This window comes from Agarivorans sp. QJM3NY_30 (assembly GCF_050870855.2).
GTDB lineage: Bacteria > Pseudomonadota > Gammaproteobacteria > Enterobacterales > Celerinatantimonadaceae > Agarivorans.
This window is the reverse complement of sequence record NZ_CP194038.2, coordinates 3,372,304-3,394,834: the sequence shown is the minus strand read 5'-3', so window position 1 is coordinate 3,394,834 and position 22,531 is coordinate 3,372,304. Positions and strand designations below refer to the sequence as shown.

Annotated in this window: 19 protein-coding genes; 13 read left to right on the top strand and 6 right to left on the bottom strand. The window is 45.4% G+C overall.

Annotated elements, in window-relative coordinates:
* The first annotated feature begins 2 nt into the window (after nt 1–2).
* From thiL to ACRRSX_RS15420, 8 genes are all read left to right on the top strand, one after another.
* Nucleotides 3–992: a thiamine-phosphate kinase gene (gene thiL / locus ACRRSX_RS15455; protein ID WP_432452312.1), complete on the top strand. Its 990-nt coding sequence runs from the start codon at nt 3–5 to the stop codon at nt 990–992.
* Nucleotides 993–1,001: 9 nt separating this feature from the next.
* The gene (locus tag ACRRSX_RS15450; protein WP_432452313.1) at nt 1,002–1,481 is read left to right on the top strand and encodes a phosphatidylglycerophosphatase A family protein; all 480 of its coding nucleotides are present in this window, start codon (nt 1,002–1,004) and stop codon (nt 1,479–1,481) included.
* A gap of 532 nt (nt 1,482–2,013) precedes the next feature.
* A complete protein-coding gene (locus ACRRSX_RS15445; protein WP_432452314.1) occupies nt 2,014–3,603 on the top strand; it encodes an ABC transporter substrate-binding protein in 1,590 nt (529 codons plus the stop codon).
* A 58-nt stretch (nt 3,604–3,661) separates the two neighbouring features.
* Nucleotides 3,662–4,672 (top strand): ABC transporter permease subunit, encoded by a 1,011-nt coding sequence (locus tag ACRRSX_RS15440; RefSeq protein WP_432452315.1) that lies wholly within the window; start codon nt 3,662–3,664, stop codon nt 4,670–4,672.
* Between the two features lie 13 nt (nt 4,673–4,685).
* Nucleotides 4,686–5,588, top strand: a complete 903-nt coding sequence (dppC, locus tag ACRRSX_RS15435; RefSeq protein ID WP_432452316.1) for a dipeptide ABC transporter permease DppC — start codon at nt 4,686–4,688, stop codon at nt 5,586–5,588.
* Between the two features lie 11 nt (nt 5,589–5,599).
* On the top strand, nt 5,600–6,580 hold the full coding sequence (gene dppD / locus ACRRSX_RS15430; RefSeq protein WP_432452317.1) for a dipeptide ABC transporter ATP-binding protein: 981 nt from the start codon (nt 5,600–5,602) through the stop codon (nt 6,578–6,580).
* A complete protein-coding gene (locus ACRRSX_RS15425) occupies nt 6,577–7,611 on the top strand; it encodes a peptide ABC transporter ATP-binding protein (RefSeq protein ID WP_432452318.1) in 1,035 nt (344 codons plus the stop codon). The genes dppD and ACRRSX_RS15425 overlap by 4 nt, the downstream gene beginning before the upstream one ends.
* A gap of 100 nt (nt 7,612–7,711) precedes the next feature.
* The gene (locus ACRRSX_RS15420) at nt 7,712–9,247 is read left to right on the top strand and encodes an ABC transporter substrate-binding protein (RefSeq protein ID WP_432452319.1); all 1,536 of its coding nucleotides are present in this window, start codon (nt 7,712–7,714) and stop codon (nt 9,245–9,247) included.
* Nucleotides 9,248–9,323: 76 nt separating this feature from the next.
* Here ACRRSX_RS15420 and dxs read toward each other — a convergent pair whose 3' ends face one another.
* Genes dxs through ACRRSX_RS15405 form a run of 3 tightly spaced genes read right to left on the bottom strand, consistent with a single transcriptional unit; the run spans nt 9,324 to nt 12,364 of the window.
* The gene (dxs, locus tag ACRRSX_RS15415; protein WP_432452320.1) at nt 9,324–11,207 is read right to left on the bottom strand and encodes a 1-deoxy-D-xylulose-5-phosphate synthase; all 1,884 of its coding nucleotides are present in this window, start codon (nt 11,205–11,207) and stop codon (nt 9,324–9,326) included.
* A gap of 30 nt (nt 11,208–11,237) precedes the next feature.
* Nucleotides 11,238–12,122: a (2E,6E)-farnesyl diphosphate synthase gene (gene ispA / locus ACRRSX_RS15410; protein ID WP_432452321.1), complete on the bottom strand. Its 885-nt coding sequence runs from the start codon at nt 12,120–12,122 to the stop codon at nt 11,238–11,240.
* Nucleotides 12,119–12,364: an exodeoxyribonuclease VII small subunit gene (locus tag ACRRSX_RS15405; protein WP_432452322.1), complete on the bottom strand. Its 246-nt coding sequence runs from the start codon at nt 12,362–12,364 to the stop codon at nt 12,119–12,121. The genes ispA and ACRRSX_RS15405 overlap by 4 nt, the downstream gene beginning before the upstream one ends.
* Nucleotides 12,365–12,588: 224 nt before the next feature.
* Here ACRRSX_RS15405 and pomA point away from each other — a divergent pair, with 224 nt between their 5' ends.
* From pomA to ACRRSX_RS15385, 4 genes are all read left to right on the top strand, one after another.
* On the top strand, nt 12,589–13,353 hold the full coding sequence (pomA, locus tag ACRRSX_RS15400; protein WP_432452323.1) for a flagellar motor protein PomA: 765 nt from the start codon (nt 12,589–12,591) through the stop codon (nt 13,351–13,353).
* Between the two features lie 10 nt (nt 13,354–13,363).
* Nucleotides 13,364–14,275, top strand: a complete 912-nt coding sequence (locus ACRRSX_RS15395) for a flagellar motor protein MotB (RefSeq protein WP_432452324.1) — start codon at nt 13,364–13,366, stop codon at nt 14,273–14,275.
* Nucleotides 14,276–14,573: 298 nt separating this feature from the next.
* Nucleotides 14,574–16,031 carry a tRNA uracil 4-sulfurtransferase ThiI gene (gene thiI, locus ACRRSX_RS15390; protein WP_432452325.1) on the top strand — a complete coding sequence of 486 codons (1,458 nt, stop codon included), beginning with the start codon at nt 14,574–14,576 and terminating at the stop codon, nt 16,029–16,031.
* A gap of 195 nt (nt 16,032–16,226) precedes the next feature.
* Nucleotides 16,227–16,730: a glycine cleavage system protein R gene (locus ACRRSX_RS15385; RefSeq protein WP_432452326.1), complete on the top strand. Its 504-nt coding sequence runs from the start codon at nt 16,227–16,229 to the stop codon at nt 16,728–16,730.
* 68 nt (nt 16,731–16,798) lie between these two features.
* Here the strand turns inward: ACRRSX_RS15385 and ACRRSX_RS15380 are convergent, their stop codons facing one another.
* A complete protein-coding gene (locus ACRRSX_RS15380; protein WP_432452327.1) occupies nt 16,799–17,203 on the bottom strand; it encodes a CBS domain-containing protein in 405 nt (134 codons plus the stop codon).
* 521 nt (nt 17,204–17,724) lie between these two features.
* Between ACRRSX_RS15380 and ACRRSX_RS15375 the strand changes: the two genes are divergently transcribed.
* On the top strand, nt 17,725–20,439 hold the full coding sequence (locus tag ACRRSX_RS15375) for a bifunctional acetate--CoA ligase family protein/GNAT family N-acetyltransferase (protein WP_432452328.1): 2,715 nt from the start codon (nt 17,725–17,727) through the stop codon (nt 20,437–20,439).
* Nucleotides 20,440–20,746: 307 nt separating this feature from the next.
* Here ACRRSX_RS15375 and ACRRSX_RS15370 read toward each other — a convergent pair whose 3' ends face one another.
* Both ACRRSX_RS15370 and ACRRSX_RS15365 read right to left on the bottom strand, forming a co-directional pair.
* Nucleotides 20,747–21,580: an N-acetyl-ornithine deacetylase gene (locus ACRRSX_RS15370; protein WP_432452329.1), complete on the bottom strand. Its 834-nt coding sequence runs from the start codon at nt 21,578–21,580 to the stop codon at nt 20,747–20,749.
* Nucleotides 21,581–21,767: 187 nt separating this feature from the next.
* Nucleotides 21,768–22,469, bottom strand: a complete 702-nt coding sequence (locus ACRRSX_RS15365; RefSeq protein WP_432452330.1) for a hypothetical protein — start codon at nt 22,467–22,469, stop codon at nt 21,768–21,770.
* Between the last annotated feature and the right edge of the window lie 62 nt (nt 22,470–22,531).

Sequence of the window (22,531 nt, the reverse complement as noted above, 5' to 3'; positions counted from 1 at the left end):
TTATGCGTTCTTCGTCACCTCTTGGTGAATTTGATATTATCGAAAAGTATTTCCAGCAAAGTAAGTTGCGCCAAGATGTATTGCTTGGTGTTGGCGACGATGCGGCGCTGGTGATACCCGCAGAAAACAGTCAGATTGCAATCTCAACCGATACCTTGGTTGAAGGCGTACATTTTTTCTCTGATATTCCTCCGCATGCTCTCGGCCATAAAGCTCTCGCTGTGAATTTGAGTGATATGGCAGCGATGGGAGCGGAACCGCGTTGGGTGACTCTGGCTATCACTTTACCGGGTGTAGATGAAGCTTGGTTAGAGCAGTTTTGCAGCGGATTCTTTGACTTGGCCGAATACTTTAATGTCAGTTTAATTGGTGGTGATACGACCAAGGGGCCATTAAGTATTACGGTGACTGTTCATGGTATTGTTCCTGCAGGGAAAGCCTTATATCGCAGTGGTGCTAAGCCCGGAGACCGAGTTTATGTTACCGGGAGTCTGGGTGACTCGGGCCTTGCATTAGCGCATTTACAGCAGCAATTGTCTTTGACGCCTCAACAATTAGAGTTGAGTTTAAAACGACATTATTATCCTCTTCCTCGGGTATTAGCAGGTTATGGTTTACGTGATGTAGCTAGCGCAGCGATCGATATTTCTGATGGTTTATATAATGACTTGCAACATATTCTTAGACAGAGTCACTGTTCAGCGACTTTGAATTTGGAGCATATCCCTATGTCAGAAACGCTTAGCGAAGCGGTTGGGGTCGATCGGGGTTTACAATTTGCTTTAACTGGCGGAGAAGACTACGAGTTATGCTTTACCGTGCCAGAATCTAACAAGGGCTCCTTAGAAACCGCTTTAGCCTATAGTGGTGTTCCCTACACGGTGATTGGCCAATTAGCTCCCGGTACCGGTGAAATTAGACTGCACTACCAAGAGCAACCCTATCATCTGGAAGGGCTGGGTTGGGATCATTTTAGTCATGAAAACAAATAAGTCGTACTAATGGATAATCCTGTCGCTAAATTAAATTTACGTCACCCCTTACATTTGTGTGCGGTGGGTTTAGGCAGTGGTCTTGCCCCTAAAGCACCCGGTACTTTTGGTACCTTGGCGGCGATTCCTTTCTACCTATTGCTCGCCCAATTACCGTTATGGCTATATTTGGCTGTATTGTTATTGTCGTTTATTTTCGGTATTTGGTGTTGCAATAAGGCGAGTCAAGCAATGGGCGTGCATGATCATGGCGCCATTGTTTGGGATGAGTTTGTCGGCTACTGGATTACCATGATTGCAGTACCACTTTCTCCGCTGGCGGTGGGTTTAGGTTTTGTGCTGTTTCGAGTCTTCGATATATGGAAACCTTGGCCGATTAAACTACTTGATAAAAAGGTACACGGTGGCTTTGGGATCATGATTGATGATGTGTTAGCGGGTATTTTTGCGGCCATTTGTTTACAACTCATACTCCCTGTAATCGGTTAATACGCCTTCAGTCATACTTCTTGTGCCAGCTATCGCTATTGTTGAACCGAAGCAGACAAGCAAAGTAGCATGCGCATAAAATCTACCTTCTTCCTAAGGTTTGAGTATATACTCTATTTTGGACGTCAGTTGTTCAATAACTATGGCGCTACGTCACTCGTAAAATCTCATATTTATTTCAATTTTTCCAAACCAGTATTCAGTTTATTTTTATATCAAAACCGCATAACTATATTCCGCATTGCATAAATATGATGATATATCGAATCTATAATCACTTTATCTGTTTGTTTTAGCTTTTACTATATAAAATCCTGTATATGCTATTTACAGCGGCAGATAAAAATACTAGTTTAATATGGCAAAAAAGCGGAACGGGCTTGTTTAAGCCTAGCCTTACCATAAAATGAGTTTTTTTTGTGAGCTAAGGAGTAGGCTTAACAAAAACTAAAATTATTGGTCTATTCGCAAACACACTGAAATGTGACCATAAAGGTCACAGCTATGACATGATGTCACATGGAGAATCATAATGAAGAAAGGATTAGCGAAGCTGTCTTTAGCATTAGTTGCTGGCGCAGTAGCTATGAGCGTACAAGCTCAAACATTTGTCTTCTGTTCTGAAGGCAGTCCAGAAGGGTTTAACCCCAGTTTATATACTGCAGGAACTACGTTTGATGCGTCGTCTAAGACCATTTTCAACCGTTTGGTTGAGTTTGAGAACGGTACAACCAATGTGATCCCTGCTTTGGCTGAATCATGGGATGTGTCGGAAGATGGTTTGGAATACACCTTTCATTTACGCAAAGGGGTGAAATTCCATACCCAGAAGAAAGGTTTTAAGCCGACTCGCGATTTTAACGCTGATGATGTGGTCTTTAGCTTCGAGCGTCAGGATGATCCAAATCATCCTTACCATAAAGTCTCCGGTGGCTCTTATGAGTATTACAGCGGTATGGGCATGGAAGAATTGGTGAAAGAAATCGTCAAAGTAGATGATTACACCGTGAAGTTTGTACTAAGCAAACCAGAAGCACCATTCATCGCTAACCTTGCGATGGATTTCGCGTCAATTTTCTCAGCTGAGCAAGCCGATGCGCTGATGAAGGCGGGAACGCCAGAAAAACTGGATCTTGACCCAGTAGGCACTGGTCCTTTCCAAAAAGTACAGTATCAAAAAGACTCGTTAATTCGTTACGTTGGCAATAAAGAATACTGGAACGGCGCACCGGCTATCGACCGTTTAGTCTTCTCCATTACGCCTGATGCCTCAGTGCGTTACGCTAAGCTAAAAGCGGGTGAGTGTCATGTGATGCCTTATCCTAACCCTGCCGATGTTGAGCAGATGAAGAAAGATCCGGATATTAATCTATTAAGTCAGGAAGGTTTGAACATTGGTTTCTTGGCCTTTAATACTCAAAAAGCACCGTTCGATAATGTGAAGGTTCGTAAGGCTCTAAGTCTTGCAGTGAACAAACAAGCGATTATCGATGCGGTCTTCCAGGGTAGCGGTAAAATCGCGAAGAACCCAATTCCACCAACAATGTGGTCTTATGACGAAGACACCGTTGATTATCCATATGATCCAGTGAAGGCGAAAGCGTTGTTGGCGGAAGCCGGTGTTACTAATCTAAAAACTAATATTTGGGCGATGCCTGTTCAGCGTCCATATAACCCTAATGCACGTCGTATGGCCGAGATTATCCAAGCCGACTGGGCGAAAATTGGTGTTAAGGCTGACATTGTTAGTTACGAGTGGGGGGAATACCTCAAGCGTACCAAGCAAGGTGAGCATGATACTGCCTTACTAGGCTGGACTGGCGATAATGGTGACCCAGATAACTTCCTAGGTGTGTTGTTAAGCTGTGATGCGGTTGGCGGTAGTAACCGTGCCATGTGGTGTTACAAACCCTTTGACGATATAATCAACAAAGCGAAGCAACTATCGGTTCAAGCGGATCGCGCTAAACTTTACAAACAAGCACAGAAAATCTTCAAAGAGCAGGCGCCGTGGTTAACCATCGCCCACTCGGTGGCTTACAAGCCAATTCGTAAAGAAGTTCAAGGCTTTAAAGTTGACCCTCTTGGCGGTCATTACTTCTATGGCGTGTCACTAAAATAGCCATATCGAAGGGGCTGGATTCAGCCCCTTTCCTTCCTTCAGACACAGAGCTGTAGTTATGTTCCAATTTATTATAAAAAAAATGATGTTGGTGGTTCCCACTTTCATCGGCATTACTCTTCTTACTTTCACGCTGATCCGGATGATACCTGGTGATCCTATCGAAGTGATGGCAGGGGAAAGAGGCGTGTCACCTGAGCGTCACGCAGCCTTGCGTGCCGAATTAGGCTTAGACCAACCCTTGTTGGTCCAATACTTTGATTATGTAAAAAACATTGCGAGTGGTGACCTTGGCCGTTCATTAATTACCAAGACACCCGTTACCGAAGAATTTCTTACGCTGTTTCCAGCGACTGTGGAATTAGCTTCTTGTGCAGCCTTGTTCGCTATTTTTGTGGGGCTGCCCTGCGGAATTATTGCGGCGGTCAAACGAGGGTCGATATTTGACCACTCGGTGATGACCTTTTCCTTAACCGGTTATTCGATGCCGATTTTTTGGTGGGCCTTACTATTAATGCTGGTTTTTTCGGTTAACCTCGGCATTACCCCAGTCTCCGGCAGGCTTGACGTGACCTATTGGATTGATGAAGTCACCGGTTTCATGTTAATTGATACCTTGTTGTCGGGTGAAGAGGGGGCTTTTGCTTCTGCTGTGCATCATTTAATTTTACCTAGTATTGTACTTGGCACCATCCCGATGGCGGTGATTGCCCGGATGACTCGCTCGTCAATGCTTGAAGTATTAGGTGAAGACTATATTCGAACCGCCCGTTCCAAGGGAATGGCACCGATGCGGGTGATCGTGGTTCATGCTTTACGTAATGCACTGATTCCGGTGATTACCGTGATTGGCTTGCAGGTGGGGATCTTACTCTCAGGAGCGATTTTAACCGAAACTATTTTCGCTTGGCCGGGGATTGGAAAATGGCTCATCGAATCGATCGGTCGACGTGATTACCCTGTCGTTCAAGGGGGCATTCTAATCGTGGCGACGATCATTATTCTGGTCAACTTGTTGGTCGACATTCTTTACGGCGTGGTAAACCCACGGATCCGTCACGGCAAATAGCGGAGTACTGTTAATGTCTGAACAAACTGTTCGCCCTGAAGTGACAGGGCCAAAAGTACAAACCCCCTTACAGGAATTTTGGAGCTATTTTAGCCAGAATACCGGTGCGGTGATTGGTTTGATTTTCATTGTCTCGATGATCTTGCTTGCGATATTCGCGCCGCTGATTGCTCCCCATTCGCCTTTCGAGCAATATCGGGATGCCTTATTAATACCCCCATCTTGGGCAGAAGGTGGCAATAGCACTTATCTACTGGGGACCGATGCGGTGGGACGAGATATTTTATCGCGTTTAATTCACGGTGCTCGGTTGTCGTTATTTATTGGCTTCCTGGTGGTGACGCTCTCCTTAGGTTTTGGCGTACTATTCGGTTTAATTGCTGGTTTCTATCGCGGGGTGGTAGAAACGATCATCATGCGAGCCGTGGACATTATGCTGGCCATGCCCAGTTTATTGTTAGCGATTGCGATTGTGGCTATCTTAGGCCCCAGTATCTTTAACGCGGCGATGGCGATTGCGATTGTTTCGATGCCTCACTATGTTCGCTTGGCTCGCGCCTCGACCATTGCTGAGCTCAATAAAGATTATGTGATCTCTTCGCGGGTTGCTGGCGCAGGTTCTTTTCGTTTGATGTTTATTACCATTTTACCTAATTGTTTGGCTCCGCTGATTGTGCAAGCAACGTTGGGCTTTTCAAATGCCATTTTAGATATGGCTGCTTTAGGCTTCCTTGGTTTGGGTGCTCAGCCACCGAGGCCAGAATGGGGAAGTATGTTGGCGGATGCATTACAGTTTGTGCAAAGTGCTTGGTGGGTGGTGACCTTCCCTGGACTGGTGATCTTACTGACGGTGTTAGCCTTTAATTTAATGGGTGATGGCTTACGTGATGCCCTCGATCCGAAACTGAAGCAGTAGGAGATGAATCCGTGTCTTTATTAGAAGTGAACAACCTCACTGTTGAATTCGGTGATGGCCCCAATCCCTTTCGTGCAGTAGACCAAGTGGCTTACAGTGTTGAAAAAGGTGAAATTGTTGGGATTGTAGGGGAATCAGGTTCCGGTAAAAGTGTTAGTTCCTTGTCGATCATGGGGCTGATTGATTACCCAGGAAAAGTGAGTGCTGATACCTTGAAGTTTGAAGACCAAGACTTATTAGCGATGTCGGAAAATAAACGCCGCGCGATTACCGGGGCAGAGATCGCGATGATCTTTCAAGAGCCAATGTCGAGTCTCAACCCTTGTTATACGGTTGAATTCCAGATTAGCGAAGCGCTGAAAATTCACCAAAGTGGTAATAAGAAGTGGCGTCGCCAGCGGGTGATTGAACTGTTGGATCAGGTGGGGATCCCCGATCCTGAGTCACGTTTAAAAACTTACCCTCACCAACTCTCTGGTGGGATGAGCCAACGAGTGATGATTGCGATGGCGATTGCCTGTGATCCCAAATTGTTAATCGCCGATGAACCCACTACCGCATTAGATGTGACAATTCAGGCGCAAATTGTTGATTTGTTATTAGATCTACAAAAACAAAAAAATATGGGCCTAGTGTTGATTACTCACGATCTTGCTTTAGTCGCCGAATCAGCCCATCGGGTGATTGTGATGTATGCAGGGCAAGTGGTCGAAACTGGTCCTGCCGATGCTATTTTTTCGAATCCTAAACACCCATACACGCAGGCCTTGCTTCGCTCGTTACCGGAGTCCTCTGCTGGTAAGGCGCGTTTAGATGCCTTACCCGGAGTTGTTCCCGGTGCCTTTGATCGTCCGGTTGGCTGTTTGCTCAATCCTCGCTGCGCCTATGCGAGCGATCGTTGCCGCAATGAACGACCGACGATGCAGCACGATGGCGAGCGTCAGGTGCGTTGTTTCACCCCCCTAGATGATGCTGGGAGACCAAGTGCATGAGTGACAGTATTATGAAAGCCGCAGCACTGAGTACTGTGAACACTAAGCTTGAAGTATTGGAGCCAGTGTTGTCAGTGAATGCTGTGAAAAAACATTATCACGTGAAAGCAGGGATGTTTAAGCCCGATGCGACGGTGAAAGCCCTCGATGGTGTAAGCTTTGAATTAGCGAAAGGGAAAACCTTGGCGGTGGTGGGAGAGTCGGGCTGTGGTAAGTCGACCTTAGCCCGAGTATTGACCATGATCGAAACCCCCACTGCTGGTGAGTTGTGTTTTGATGGTAAAGACATCTTAAGCTTAGGTAAAGATGCAGCGAAGGCGCTACGGCAGAAGATCCAAATCATCTTTCAGAATCCCTATGGTTCGCTCAATCCGCGTAAGAAGGTTGGAACGATCTTAGAAGAACCGTTATTGATTAATAGCAGTATGAGCAAGTCTGAACGTAAACAAAAAGCACAAGCAATGCTTGCTAAAGTTGGTTTACGTCCCGAGCATTACGATCGTTACCCGCACATGTTCTCGGGTGGACAACGGCAACGTATCGCGATTGCTCGTGGTTTAATGCTCGATCCAAAGGTGGTGGTTGCCGATGAGCCAGTTTCTGCCTTAGATGTGTCGGTACAGGCACAGGTACTTAATCTGATGATGGATCTGCAAGAGGAGATGGGCTTAAGTTATATCTTTATTTCTCATGACTTATCGGTAGTGGAACACATCGCTGATGAAGTGATGGTGATGTACCTTGGGAAAGCGGTTGAATATGCTAGTTGTGAAGAGTTGTTTGCCAATCCCAAACATCCCTATACTCAGGCTTTGTTGTCGAGTACACCGCGGCTAAACCCAGCGCATCGTCGAGAGAAGATAAAGCTGGAAGGGGAATTACCCTCACCGCTAAATCCGCCTGTGGGCTGCGCTTTCCATGCGCGTTGTCGTTATGCTAAGGAACGTTGTTACGCCGAGCAACCGTCGTTGGTTGTTGATGGTCTAGCTCAGGTAGCTTGTTTTGCTCGAGAAGAGGGGCGAATAGCCTAAGTTATTTGAAAACCATGACAAGCGGGCGAGTCCCGCTTTTTTTATTGCTTAATCCGGTGTAACTTAGCCAGAAAGCTAAGAAAGCCATTAGGATCTCCGATTGCGTAGTCGTTACAAAGCAAGATTAAAGCATTTAGGCTTGATGCTAGTGTTAAGCTGTATTGGGCTGACTCAGGTAGAAGCCAAATTATTAGTTTGGGGGACCGCGTTTCAGACAAGGCCAAGCGCTATCGTGGACGAAGTTGACGCCATTAGTAACTTCATGAATCATCTATTATTTGATCCACTTTTTTTACTCGATCAACAGGGCCGAGTAACCCCGCGTTTGGTGACTAAATGGAAAGTTATTTCGCCAACCCAGATCCAATTTCAGTTACGGGAAAATGTGGATTTTCATTCTGGAAACCGCTTAAGCGCAGAGGATGTAGCATGGACCTTTGAACAATTACGTTATCTGCCCCACCTACAAGCACTATTTGCCCCCATTAAGAGCATCACTGCGCTTAACCAATTACAGTTTGAAGTTCGCACCTATCGACCATTTTCAGAACTTATACAAAGGCTTAGTTTTATTTTTCCGGCGGATAAGCAGTTCTATTTATCCCATTTAGAGGAAGGTTCTGAATCATCAGAGCAGTTACCAATTGTATCGGGCACTGGACCATTTAAGTTAAGTCGCTATGTGCCAGGAATTGTGACGGAGTTTAGTCTTAACTCTGACTATTGGCGGGCGAATCGAGGCAACATTACTCAAGTTAAAGTGGTGCCGATCAAGCAGGCAACAATGCGTATGGCGAGTCTATTCTCTCGTGATGTTGATATAGTTGATCATGTGCCAGATAGTTATGTCGATATGCTAAATAAAGATAAGCAATTACGGGTGATCCAAACCGAAGGATTGAAATGGCTGGCTATTGAACTGAATCAAAGGCATCCCGCTTTGGCCAATCGGGTGGTGCGCCAAGCGCTTAATCTAGCCATTGATAATGTTCATCTAGCGGAGGTACTTGGCCCTTATACTGTGGCTTCCACTCAACTCAGTATTCCTGGGCAACTGGGTTATAACTCGAATTTAGTGCCACGTTATAACTTGCAGCTGGCGCATCAATTATTGCAGCAAGCTGGCTATGCAAAAGGTTTTCAATTGAGTATGGCAGTACCAAAATGGATCTTTGAAGATAACGCCAAGGTGGTTCAGCAATTAGTGACGATGCTGGATAGAGTCAATATTAATTTGCAGCCGGAATGGCTGGATGAGCAGCAATATCAGCAAAGTATTGAGCACTGCAGTAGTGATGTAATTTTAACGCGTCGTCAGAGTGATGCAGGAAATGTTTTAAGCATCGCTCGCTCGATGTTTTTGCAAGATCCTGAAAGCTATGCAGAGCCCAGTCGATGTGCCAGCTATCAAAGTGATAAAGTTGAACAGCTTATCTTAGCTGGTGAACAAGAGTTGGATGAAGTGAAACGGGCGAAGATTGTTCAAGTTCTAGAGCGACAACTTTATCAAGAAGCGGTGTTTGTGCCACTTTATTGGCAACGCACTATTTGGGCAATAAATCAGCAAGTTAACTTTGAAAGTATTAATCCTGCGAGTCCAGTTCCTTTATTTGAACATCTAGAACAATTTAATTAATCGTCAATCATCAAGTGACTAAGCAACACGCGCTGGGGCGAGTGACTCAATCACTGATGTCGACTTTGTAAGGCGCTTAGTTAAGGCCTTGAGATTTTAGGCTAAAAGCTTCAATTTGTTGACGGATCCCGTCACTGTCTAGTTTTAACAGCTGATAGATTTCTGCTTGGCTGCCTTGTTCGATGAAATGATCGGGTAAACCGATATTTAACACCTGCACTTGGTTGAGCTGCTCAGCGAACAAAAACTCGTTGACCGCTGAACCGGCACCGCCCTGAATCGCATTTTCTTCCAAGGTGACCAGTAGTTGGTGTTGACCCACGAGGCTACGAATACAATCTTGGTCGAGAGGTTTGATAAAACGCATATCGATTAAACTGGCGTCTAAGACTTCCGCAACGGGCAGGGCTTTGGCTAATAAACTGCCAAAGTTCAGTATCGCAATCGAGCGACCTTTTCGGATGCTACGCGCCTTGCCAATTTCTAGCGCCTGCATCTCTGGGTTGATGGGGCTGTTATCTGCCCCTCCTCGAGGATAGCGCACCGCTGCCGGGCCTTGATGTTGATAGCCAGTATAAAGCATTTGTCGGCATTCATTTTCATTGGCTGGAGCCATAATCACTAAATTTGGAATGGCTCTGAGATAACTCAGATCGAAGGCTCCTTGATGGGTTGGGCCATCAGCACCAACAATTCCGGCGCGGTCGATAGCAAATAATACCGGTAAGTTTTGAATGGCTACATCATGAATGACTTGGTCATAGGCACGTTGTAAAAAGGTACTATAAATGGCGACCACAGGCTGGTAGCCAGCAATTGCCAAACCTGCTGCAAAGGTTACCGCGTGTTGTTCTGCAATCGCAACATCGAAGTATTGTTCGGGAAATTGTTTGGAGAAGCGCACCATACCTGAGCCTTCTCGCATGGCAGGAGTGATACCCATCAGCTTATCGTCTATTGCCGCCATGTCGCATAACCAGTCGCCAAATACCTTTGAAAAAGTGGGGGCAGAGCCCTTGCTTTTAGGTAGGTTATCTTGGCTCGGGTCAAATTTGGGAACCCCGTGATAACCAATCGGATCCTGCTCTGCGGGTAAGTAGCCTTTGCCTTTTTTGGTCATAATATGTAGCAACTGCGGACCTTTAAGGTCGCGCATATTGCTTAAGGTTCTCACCAAGCCTTTGACATCGTGTCCATCGATAGGGCCGATGTAGTTAAAGCCAAATTCTTCGAATAAGGTGCCTGGGACAACCATTCCTTTCAGGTGTTCTTCGGCGCGGCGGGCGAGCTCTTTAATGGGTGGCATGCCGCTGAGTACTTTTTTCCCTCCTTCTCGAAGTGAAGAATACAGCGATCCGGATAAAATATTTGCTAAGGAATTGTTTAATGCGCCGACATTTTCAGAAATCGACATCTCGTTGTCGTTTAAGATCACCAGCATGTCATTGTGAGCGGCTCCCGCGTGGTTGAGGGCTTCAAAAGCCATGCCAGCGGTAATTGCGCCGTCGCCAATGACCGCGACTACTTTACGGTCTAATTGTTCTTTCTCGGCCGCTATGGCGATGCCTAGGGCTGCACCAATCGAAGTGCTGGAATGCCCCACGCTGAGCACATCATATTCGCTTTCTTCGCGCCAAGGGAAAGGGTGTAGTCCCTTGAATTGGCGAATGGTCGACATTTGCTCACGGCGACCAGTGAGGATCTTATGCGGGTAAGCCTGATGGCCGACATCCCATACCAGTTTATCGAAGGGAGTATTGTAGACATAATGTAGCGCAACGGTGAGTTCTACTGCACCGAGTCCTGAGGCCAAATGGCCACTCGATTGGCTGACACTGTTAAGCAAATATTGGCGAAGTTCATCACACAGCTGAGGAAGCTGTTGTAGCTCTAGCTGACGTAATTGTTCTGGCAAATCGGCTAAGGCTAAAGTTGGGTAATTTTTTATATTCAGTGTCATAAAATGCTTATCGTTTTTTATCGTCTGCGACTAGTTGTCTCGATGCACGACATAATCCGCCAAAAGGGCGAGCTGTTCGCCATTGTAAGGCAAAGTCTCTAAGGCTTGAAGTGCTTCTTTACCAAGAGTTTCGGCTTTTGCGATAGCGCCCTCGATACCCAATAAACTGGGGTAGGTACTTTTATTTAAAGCTTGGTCTGAGCCCTGTGGTTTACCTAGGGTATCGGTATCGCTAATAATATCTAAAATGTCATCTCGGACTTGAAATGCCAAGCCTAACGCGTCGGCGTACCGAAGCAAGGCTTGCTGTTCAGCATGGCTGATATTGGCACAAATTGCGCCCATCATGACCGCTGCCTGAATCAATGCACCAGTCTTATGTTGATGCACGGTTTCTAACTGTGCCAGCGTAACCGTTTGGTCGGTCGCCGCAATATCTAAGGCTTGTCCGCCACACATGCCATTGTAACCTGCCGCTTGGCTCAATACTTTTAACATCGCCACTTTTTGCGCATCATTCACGGGGGCTTCGGCGAGTAAGTTGAAGGCGAGGCTTTGTAAGGCGTCTCCAGCTAAGATGGCGGTTGCTTCATCGAAGCTGATATGACAGGTCGGCTGGCCGCGACGTAATGCATCATCATCCATGGCTGGCAAGTCGTCATGAATTAAGGAATAGGCATGAATACATTCAACTGCGGCCGCCGCGGCATTCAATGCCGCCATTGGGGCTTGATTGAGTTGGCCCACTAAATAGACCAATAGAGGACGGATCCTTTTTCCACCTAATAATAGACCATGCTGCATCGCCGCTAATAAACGGGGATCACTGACGGGCTGCTGCTGTAATACCTGTTCTAAATAGGTATTGATTTGTGTTTGATAGTGGCCGAGAACATGAGCCAATTTGTGATTCACTCAGTGGGCTCCTGTGTTAAGGGCTCTAAGCTATCTCCATGGTGTTGTTGGCGGAGAATCTCGACCTGTTGTTGAGCCTGCTGCAACTTACTTTGTCCTGCATTGGCTAGACTAATGCCGCGTTCAAATTGCTTGAGAGAATCTTCAAGGCTCAGTTCACCTTGTTCTAGTTGTTGAACAATATCTTCGAGTTCGTCTAAGGTCTCTTCAAACTTCATTTTTTCGGGTTTTTTGGCAACCATTGCTAAGGCCTCCATGATGCTTCTGCTGGCGCAAACTTACCCTAGGCGTTTAGGTAGGTCAAACTTGTGATTCAAGTATTTTAATTTCGGTCGATAAATAAAGAACGATAGACTTTTTCAAGATATTGATAAACGAACACAAAAATACCTTCGATTCTGTTTTGAGAGTAGACTAGTATTAGTTTAATTAGAGTTTCCAGGCTACCGGTTAAAAGGAATAAGTAGTGGATTTAGCAACGCTGATCGGGATTATTGGTGCATTCGCGTTCGTTGTAATGGCGATGGTGATGGGGGGCGGGATCGGGATTTTTGTCGATGTCCCCTCGATATTAATTGTTTTTTGTGGCTCTTTGTTTGTTGTATTGATGAAATACAATTTAGGACAGTTTCTGGGGGCTGTGAAAATAGCTGTAAAGGCTTTTATGTTTAAGACCGATAAGCCTGATGACTTAATTGAGCGCTCGGTGGAGATGGCTGATGCAGCTCGTAAAGGTGGTTTTCTAGCTTTAGAAGAAGCAGAAATTACCAATCCCTTCATGCAAAAAGGCATCGATATGTTAGTTGATGGGCATGATGCGGACGTGGTGCGCGCAACCATGGAAAAAGACATTGCGCTAACCACCGAACGGCATGAATTTGGTGCTGGAATTTTTACGGCCATTGGCGATGTAGGGCCAGCGATGGGGATGATTGGTACTCTGATTGGTTTGGTGGCGATGCTATCCAATATGGATGATCCAAAATCGATTGGACCTTCGATGGCGGTCGCGCTGTTAACCACGCTTTATGGTGCGGTTTTAGCTAACATGGTCGCGATACCGATTGCCGATAAGTTACGCTTACGAGCGGGTGAAGAAAAGCTCAATCGTAGTTTAATTTTGGATGCGGTTTTGGGAATTCAAGATGGCCAAAACCCGCGGGTCATTGAAGGTGTTCTGAAAAATTACCTTCCTGAAGGAAAGCGTTCTTTGGGTACCACTGACGAATAGGTGATTGAGTATGGAAGAACCTTGCAAATGTCCTCCTCCTGGTCTGCCTGCATGGATGGGTACCTTCGCTGATCTAATGTCTTTATTAATGTGTTTCTTTGTATTGCTTTTGGCATTCTCTGAAATGGACGTAATGAAGTTCAAGCAGATTGCAGGCTCGATGAAATATGCCTTTGGGGTACAAAACTTACTTGAAGTGAAGGATATTCCCAAAGGGACTTCGGTGATCGCTCAGGAGTTCCGCCCTGGTCGGCCAGAGCCAACTCCGATTGAGACCATTATGCAACAAACCATTGATATGACTCAGGCAAAGCTTGAATTTCATGATGGTGAAGAAGCCGATGCCGGGGGCCAAAATAAGACTGGGGAACAAAGCGGTGGACGGGCCACGGCCACTCAAGCGCAGTCTGCACAAAGTCAGGCTCAGCAGCAGAGTCAGCAGAATCAAACGGCTAAGCGGATTGCTCAACAACTGCGCGATCAAATTGAAGACGGGGCGATTGAAGTTGAGTCTCTGGGCCAACAGATTATCATTCGGGTCCGAGAAAAAGGAGCCTTTCCTTCGGGGTCGGCATTCTTACAACCTAAGTTCCGTCCAGTGATCCAGCGGGTTGGGGAAGTGATTAAAGATATCCCCGGGGTAGTCACAGTCTCCGGGCATACGGATAATCAACAAACTGAGTCGGAATTGTATCGCTCTAACTGGGATCTTTCTAGCCAGCGAGCGGTTTCGGTGGCTCATGAATTGATTAAAGTGAAAGGGTTTGACGAAAATCGTCTGATTGTTAGCGGTATGGCCGATACCAAACCTTTGGTTAAAAATAACACCGAAGAGAATCGTCGACGTAATCGTCGAGTTGAAATAGGTATTATGCAGGGGAAAGCGGCGCAATCGGGTGAGATTGCGGTCTCCGAGCAATAATCTTTTTATAGCGCATTCGGTAAATAGCCGTGGTTAATTTCGTCTTGAAATGAATCGCGGTAATCGTGTTTTATTTGCCACTTGGCGAGTGTCTGTTTTTAATTTCAAGCATATTTTCTGTCGTTTTTGGTGAACGAAGCCTTCCCTATTAAGGGGAGGCTTTTTCTTGTCATCTCTTGTTGGCATGTTATCTCCCTGTTTGGCTGCGCGCTTAAGTTTGGGTTCACATTAAACAAAATTGGCTCGTTGGCTGAACTCGCGTTATAATTCGCGGCCAAATTTGTCGAGGCCCTGAGTTATGAAGTTTATCGTTAAACTATTCCCTGAAATTGCGATGAAGAGTAAGCCGGTGCGCAAGCGCTTTAGTAAGATCCTTCAAAGTAATATTCGTAACGTACTCAGTCCTATTGATGAAACGATTCGGGTGCGCTTAGATTGGGATCGGATGGTTGTTACTTCTCGTAACGATAGCGAACAAAACCGAGAGGCCTTGATTGACGCACTGTCGTCGACACCCGGTATTGTCCATTTCTTAGAAGTGTCTCAGCAAAGTTATACCGATTTACATAGTTTGTATGAACTCACTTACGACGTGTGGAAAGATCGGCTCAAAGATAAAACCTTTTGCGTGCGCGTAAAGCGCAGTGGCAAACAAGACTTCTCATCGATTGAAGTGGAGCGTTATGTTGGTGGTGGTTTAAATCAACATTGTGAGAGTAATGGGGTTCGGCTTAAAAACCCAGACGTGACCGTGAAATTGGAAGTAACCGATGATTGTGTTTACCTAGTGCAGGCAAAACATCAAGGTTTGGGTGGTTTTCCAATTGCTACTCAAGAAAGCGTATTATCTTTAATTTCTGGTGGTTTTGATTCAGGTGTGTCCAGCTACCAGCTGATTAAGCGAGGGGCGAAGGTTCATTATTGTTTCTTTAATTTGGGAGGCCGGGCCCACGAATTAGGCGTGAAGCAAGTTGCCCATCATCTTTGGAAACGCTTTGGCTCTTCACATCGGGTTAAATTTGTTGCCGTTGATTTTGATCCGGTGGTGAATGAGATCTTGGAAAAAGTTGAAAACGGCCAAATGGGGGTGGTCCTGAAACGGATGATGGTACGCGCAGCATCCAAGGTGGCTCAACAACTCGATATCCCTGCCTTAGTGACAGGTGAAGCTGTGGGCCAAGTTTCCAGCCAAACCTTAGTGAATTTAGGCATGATTGACCGAGTTTCCGAAACATTGATCCTGCGGCCACTGATTGCAACCGATAAACAAGATATTATCGATATTGCCAAGCGTATTGGCACCGGTGATTTTGCTGAAACAATGCCAGAGTATTGTGGGGTGATTTCGAATAAACCGACCGTGAAGGCGGTTGAGTCAAAATTATTGGCAGAAGAAGAAAAGTTCGATTTTGGCATTTTGGAGCAGGTTGTCGAAGCATGCCGGATCACCGATATTCGAGACATTGTGAAAGAATCCGATGCGCAAATTCACCAAGTTGATATTGTTGAACTTGAAAATGACAAAGAAGCGGTTGTATTAGATATTCGCTCACCAGAGGAGCAAGAGCTCAAACCTTTTACCATGGATAAGGTGGCGGTGATTCATCTTCCCTTCTTTAGACTGGCCACTCAATTTGGCGACTTAGATCAGAGCAAACATTACCTGCTGTATTGCGATCGTGGCGTCATGAGTAAACTGCAAGCTTTGTACTTACAAGATGCTGGTTTTAGCAATGTAGGCGTCTACCAACAATAGTCGCTTTGTGCTTGAGCAGCACAAACTATTTCTGTGAGTGAAATATAAAAGTAATTAAAAAATAAAGTATTTTGTCCTTATTTGGTATTTTTGAAGGCTTTTACTAGATACACCATCAAAAAATGGCTTTGGTCACACTGTTCGCCCCTATTTGGTATAGACTTAAATTAGGTTTATAGCAAAAGGGGTAGGCGTATGAGCGCGCTATTTTTAGTTTCTGTTATTGGTGAAGATAAACCAGGCACACTCAATAACTTGGCTGATTTGACCCACTCCTACCAAGGAACTTGGTTGAGTAGTCGAGTGGTGAACCTTGATGGCCAGCTTGCGTGCATCTTTAAAGTGCAAGTACCGCAAAAGAATAATCAAGCCTTGCAACAAGCCCTTCAAGATCTGCCCGATGTACAATTAAGTATTTGTGAGTGTAAGGCTGCCCACCTTAGTCGTGCTGATGCGGTGAGCTTAGTGATTGATGCGGAGGACCGCCCTGGTTTGATTAATGATATAACCCGTTTATTGATGGGGCATGGGGTGAGCGTCAATAAGTTAGAGTGTCATCGTATGAGTGTGCCAGATGCTGGAGGAAACGTATTTACCGCAGAGCTTGACTTGATGATCCCTGATAGTGAAAACACTCTAAACATCATTGCTGAGATTGAAGGTTTACAAGAGCAAATGGTGGTGAACCAAACTGCTTAGAAGCTTGCTTTAAACGTCACCAATAGGCAACGGTTTGCTGCCTATTGGTATATAAGTGCGAATTGCTGCTAGCTTATATTAAAGTCTTTTACTGCATTCAGAATACTGCGGATACTATACTGACCAATAAATTTGCCGTCTTTTACGACTGGTAATCTGCGGCGCTTATCGTTGATGAGTTTTTCGGCAACGGCGAGGATATCCATATCTGGGCTCACGCTATCCACTTCTTCGGTCATAAATTCTTTTACCATGCCACCGATCTCTCCATGATAGGTGCCTTTTAGGATGGCTTGTAAACAGTCTATCTCAGAAATTACCCCTACGACTTCACGCTGTTCGTTGAGCACAGTTGCACCCGATACCTTAGCAGCTAACATGATATCAATAGCTTCAAAAAGTGAGGTCGCCGGTTTTACTGTTACCGGATTTTTGGTCATGTGGTCGATTGCTCTCATAGAACTTAAGGCCATGCTTTTTTTCCTTAAAATTGCAGGGTTTGTTTTGTATCAACATGCCCTAGGTATGAATAAAAAACACTTTTTTGTCTAGTTATTTGTTTGAAAAAGTAGCTCAACTTAAAAAAACTTAAGTTGTTTTGTGTTTATTGTAGTTGCTATGTTGCAAGGTGGCTTCGATTTTCATCAGGCGGCATCTATTGAGCCAGTGGCAAATTTAAAATTTTTCTCGATTTTTCAGCTATAAATGTTGGATGGCGCTAGTGGATGGCTTGAGTTTGGCAAACGACAAAGAGAGTTCTAATTACGCCAATGGGAGAGGTGATTTCCGGATGATTCCGGGGTATTGATTCTTCGCTAATAGCGCTCAACGGTTTTTTAGAATTGTCTCTTTTAAAGGAAGTTTGCAAGGGAATCGCTTATTAAACCAAGTTTTATATCTTTCTACACGATTAACGTAGTTTTATTTTGAGCTAATATTGACCGTATTAGTTCAACAGGCCCTAGTTAAATTTATTTAATGTGAGAATTAAAGAATGAGTCAGCGAAAGCTCCACGATCTGTTTTCTCCTCAATCGATAGCGGTTATTGGCGCCTCGAATCGAAGTTTACGCTCGGGTAATGTGGTTATGAAAAATTTAATGAGCGCAGGCTTTAATGGACCCGTGATGCCAGTGACGCCAAAGTATAAGGCGGTGCTCGGGGTGCTTGCTTATCCCAGTATTGAGAAATTACCTATACGCCCCGATTTAGCCATTCTATGTGTGAATGCCGCGCGACTTCCAGAGCAGATTGAAAAGTTAGGCCAATTTGGCTGCAAAACCGCAATTATTACGGCAGGAGTTTTGGACAGTGCTGAAGACGAAAATGAGCTAAAAGTTCTTGAGCAGTTACGAATGTTTGCCCAGCGCTATGGGATGCGAATATTAGGACCAAATAGCCTTGGTATTATGTTACCAAATATCGGGCTAAATGCTTCTTTTGCTCACACTTACTGCCGATCTGGAAAAATTGCGTTTGTTTCACAGTCTGCAGCGGTATGTACCACGGTCTTAGACTGGGCGAATAACAAAGGGATCGGCTTTTCATCGTTTATCTCTCTGGGAGATGCCTTAGATATCGATTTTGGCGAATTACTGGATTATCTTTCACGAGATCCGAAAACCCAAGTGATCATGCTATATATTGATTCGGTCAAGGATACCCAGCGTTTTATGTCGGCGGCACGTGCTGCGTCGCGTAACAAGGCCATATTGGTGATTAAGTCTGGTCGTAGTCGATTAGGGGCACAGGCTGCGGCGTTGCACACTGGCGGGCCCGTGGGGAATGATGCGGTTTATGATGCGGCGTTTAAGCGCGCGGGGATGTTACGAGTCAATGACTTACATGAATTGTTCGCCGCTGTTGAAACATTAACTTATGCCAATCCTTTAAAGGGTGAACGTTTAGCGATCATTAGTAATGGTGGTGGACCTGCAGTGTTAGCGGTTGATGCGCTATTGGAGCGGGGGGGAAAGCTAGCTCAGTTTTCTAGCGCTACTCTGGCTCACTTGGCCAAGGTGTTACCTGTTGGTTGGTCCGGGCAAAATCCCTTAGATATTATTGGTGATGCAGATCCGAGTCGTTACGCGAAGGCCTTAGATATAGTTGCTGGTAGTGGCGAAGCGGATGCTTTGTTATTGATGTATGCGCCCTCGGCCTTGGCGGGAGCGGAAGCCACCGCTACGGCTTTAATCGAGGTAATTAAACAAGATAGCCGCGCTCGACGGCTTAATATTTTGACTAATTGGATGGGGGAGAAAACGGCTTATCCTGGTCGTTTAGCGTTTAGCGAAGCTGGGATCCCAAGTTATCGAACGCCTGAGGGTGCCGTGGGGGCGTTCATGCATATGGTCGAATTTAGGCGCAATCAAAAGCTGTTATCGGAAACTCCAAGTACGATGGACGAACCCATTTTCGATCCCGATGGTTCTGCCAAAGCGGTACTGCATCAAGCCTTAGAGCAACAGAAAATGGTCTTGGAAACTCATGATGCGAAGCAATTACTACAAGCTTATGGCTTGCAAACCATTGATACCTGGTTGGTGCCTAACGTTGAAGAAGCGGTGCGGTGTGCTGATGATATCGGTTACCCTGTCGCCTTAAAAATACAATCACCGGACATTCTACATAAGTCGGATGTGCATGGTGTGAGCCTAAATATCAATAATCGACAGGAGTTGGCAATTGCAGCCGAATCGATGTTGGCGCGAGTGAAGCAGGCTTTTCCTAGCGCCAGAATGGAAGGTATGATTTTGCAACGAATGGCGCTGACCGCAGGCGCTCAAGAACTGAGAGTTGCGGTGATTACCGATCCGGTGTTTGGCCCTGCGATTTTCTTAGGCGAAGGCGGCTCGGAATGGGACGAAACCAAAGATGCTGCCGTAGCGCTGCCACCATTAAATATGAGCTTGGCGCGTTACTTAGTCATTAGTGCCTTAAAGACTCAAAAGATCCGAGACCGAAAATTGCCCAATGGCCTGAAGATGGAGGCTTTATGTACCATGCTGACTCGGCTCTCTAATTTGATCATCGATTGTCCAGAAATTGCTCGTTTAGATTTAAATCCGGTTCTTGCTGCTGGAGATAGCATTATTTTACTCGATGTTAATATGCGCTTACAGAATGCTGAGCAACCGAGCGTACAACGTTTAGCGATTCGTCCTTATCCTAAGGAGCTGGAAGAATACTGCCAAATAAAGAGTGGCACTCGGGTATTGCTGCGGCCTATTTTGCCTGAGGATGAGCCGAATCATTTAGCGTTCGACTCTTCTTTAAGTGAAGAGGATCGTTATAAACGCTATTTTGGCGCTCGTGGACAAATGACCCACGAAGAAATGGCCTTGCTCACTCAAATTGATTATGCCAGAGAAATGGCTTTTATTGCTGTCGATGAACAAGCCTGTGATAACCGAGCCATTTTAGGGGTGGTTCGAGCCTCGATTGATCCCGATAACCTAGAAGCAGAATTTGCCATGGCGGTTAGGAGTGATTTACAGGGGCAGGGAATTGGTAAGCAATTGCTACAAAAATTAATTCGTTATTATCAAAGTACGGGAACTCAGACCTTAAGTGGTATTACGATGATGCAAAATCGAGGCATGGCTGGATTGGCTAAACATCTAGGGTTTCGAGTTAAATTTGAATTAGAAGAAGGGGTCATCGAAATGCATCTTGATTTGCAGTCAGAGTCTGATAATAAGCCTGAATAAGCGTGGCGGTTATTGCGTTTTCGTGGTTTATTTTAGTTCGAGATAAACGTGTACTTATCATCGAAGCGAGTGCTAGGTGCTTACTTAAGGAAGCGAACCGGATGAATTTTTGTCGGCAAGAATAAGCGTCTAAGCTACGACATCTAAGTGCCGACGCAATCCTGTTGTTACTGGCAGTTTTACAGTCGGGTTCGCCCCATGAACTATGTCGATGACGAACTTTCATGGGGCTGGTTGGCAGACATCCACCATCAGTATATTGTCCACACTTATCCTCGACGATTCATCCCCCTCAGTCTGGCAATATTCAGACTTGTTTGGTGTGATATTCGATTGATGCACTAACAAATTGCTGCATCACGGCGCAATTCGCATTGATGCGCTGATCAAAATCTTCTAAGGCTGGTGTCTCACTACAAGCACCGCGTTTGGCTCCTAGCTTAACTAAACAGGATTCGAACGAGCTGTCGTAATGATTATGGATCAAACCATCTTCAAGCTTGCAACCATCGATGCTTTCGTCGGCGGCAACTGGGAAATATTCAGCTAAGCTATCGCGTAAGGCATAGCTGAATGGACCTGCTGCGGCCTCCGGCTCAAAAGAGTAAACATAACAATTATGTTGTAATACATCTTCGTGACAAGTGAGGATCCCATCTTGGCTTAAGTTTTTGAGCAGGGCTTGTTGCGCGATTAATAGCTGTCCTTCCCGCGAGCAATCTTCTGCTGGTTTAGCACGGCCTTTGTCGACAAGAAAACCTCGGTTAGGGTTCTCGCCAAATTGATTAAAACGATGACCGGCTTTAAATCCGGTGGGATTCACCAAGGGCAACAGGCTCAGGTTGAGTTGCTCAGTGATACTGGGGTCAAGCGTGGATAAAAACTTGAGCATTCCCCAAGGGCCGGCTGCTTCTTCGCCATGAAAACCCGCGCTAATCAAAACATTTGCTAGTTTCGGTTGAGGATTAGCGGATTGATATAATTCCAGCGGATAGCCTTCAATATGACCTAGGGTCTTTTTGGTCAAGGCTAAACCCTGCATCTGTTCGGCGAGTAAGTGGTAAAAAGCATGAATGTCATTACTGGCTAAGGCAAATTGTTTCGAATGCCAGTGAAATTGTTGGAAAGAAGAGCGACTCAAACCTATCCTCCTGCTGTGGTTTTGCATCATTGAGGCATAACAGTAGCAGCAGTTGAATTGCGGCACTACTAACTTTAGAAAATTAGTTAACTAGGCTAGGCGGCTACTCGTGTCTCATGATTAAGTTTTTTCTATCTCAATGCTCGTTTAGTTCGCTTAAATCAAGTTGACTTCTTGGTCGGAGGCGTTATTTCAACGTGTCATCATCGGTATGTTGCTGAATGGCTTTTCGTAGTTGCTGCTCAAATGGTTCAATGAGATGTTGGTATTGTTTATTTAAATAGAAGTAGCTTTGAATTTCTATATAGGGATGTTCAAAACAAGCTTTAAGATCGGTGCGTTGAACTTGGTTAAACAAGTAAGCGACTGCTTTTTTCGATGCTGGAAAGTAGTCAGCTCGTTGACGGTTCAACATTTCTAGCATTGACTCTGCATGTTGTACTTTTGCATGACCAACATTGGAAAGCTGATAAAATAGTTCAAAGTAGGGGATCCCATTGACTCCAACGGGTTTCAGTTGGTTGAGTCGACGATGATCGCTAAGGCATGAGTTACTTTTGTGAACCCATACCCAAAGCTCTGTTTTTTCGATGGGCACATTTACTTTCATCATGCTGCTCGCTTGGCGGTTCGGCAGGTCGTAGGGAAATGCTTCTCCTCCTAATTGACCTTCTTCTGCCAGATGATGCGAGCGCGCATCGGGGAGTTGTATTAGTTCTAGTTGTACGTTTAAGGCCTTAGCGGCTTGCTTAAGATGAAGTAGATGAGGCTCTTCCTGATTATTATCGAGGTCGAGGTTGAACGTCCCTACTTGAATTATTGTCTCTGGGTAGGCTTGCCCGATAGGGAGTAAAAGACTTACCAGCAAAATGGTTAGAGGTATTTTCAATCCTGTTTTCATTACATGAGTATAGAATACAGGTTCGGGTTTCTAGCACTTATTTATCAAGA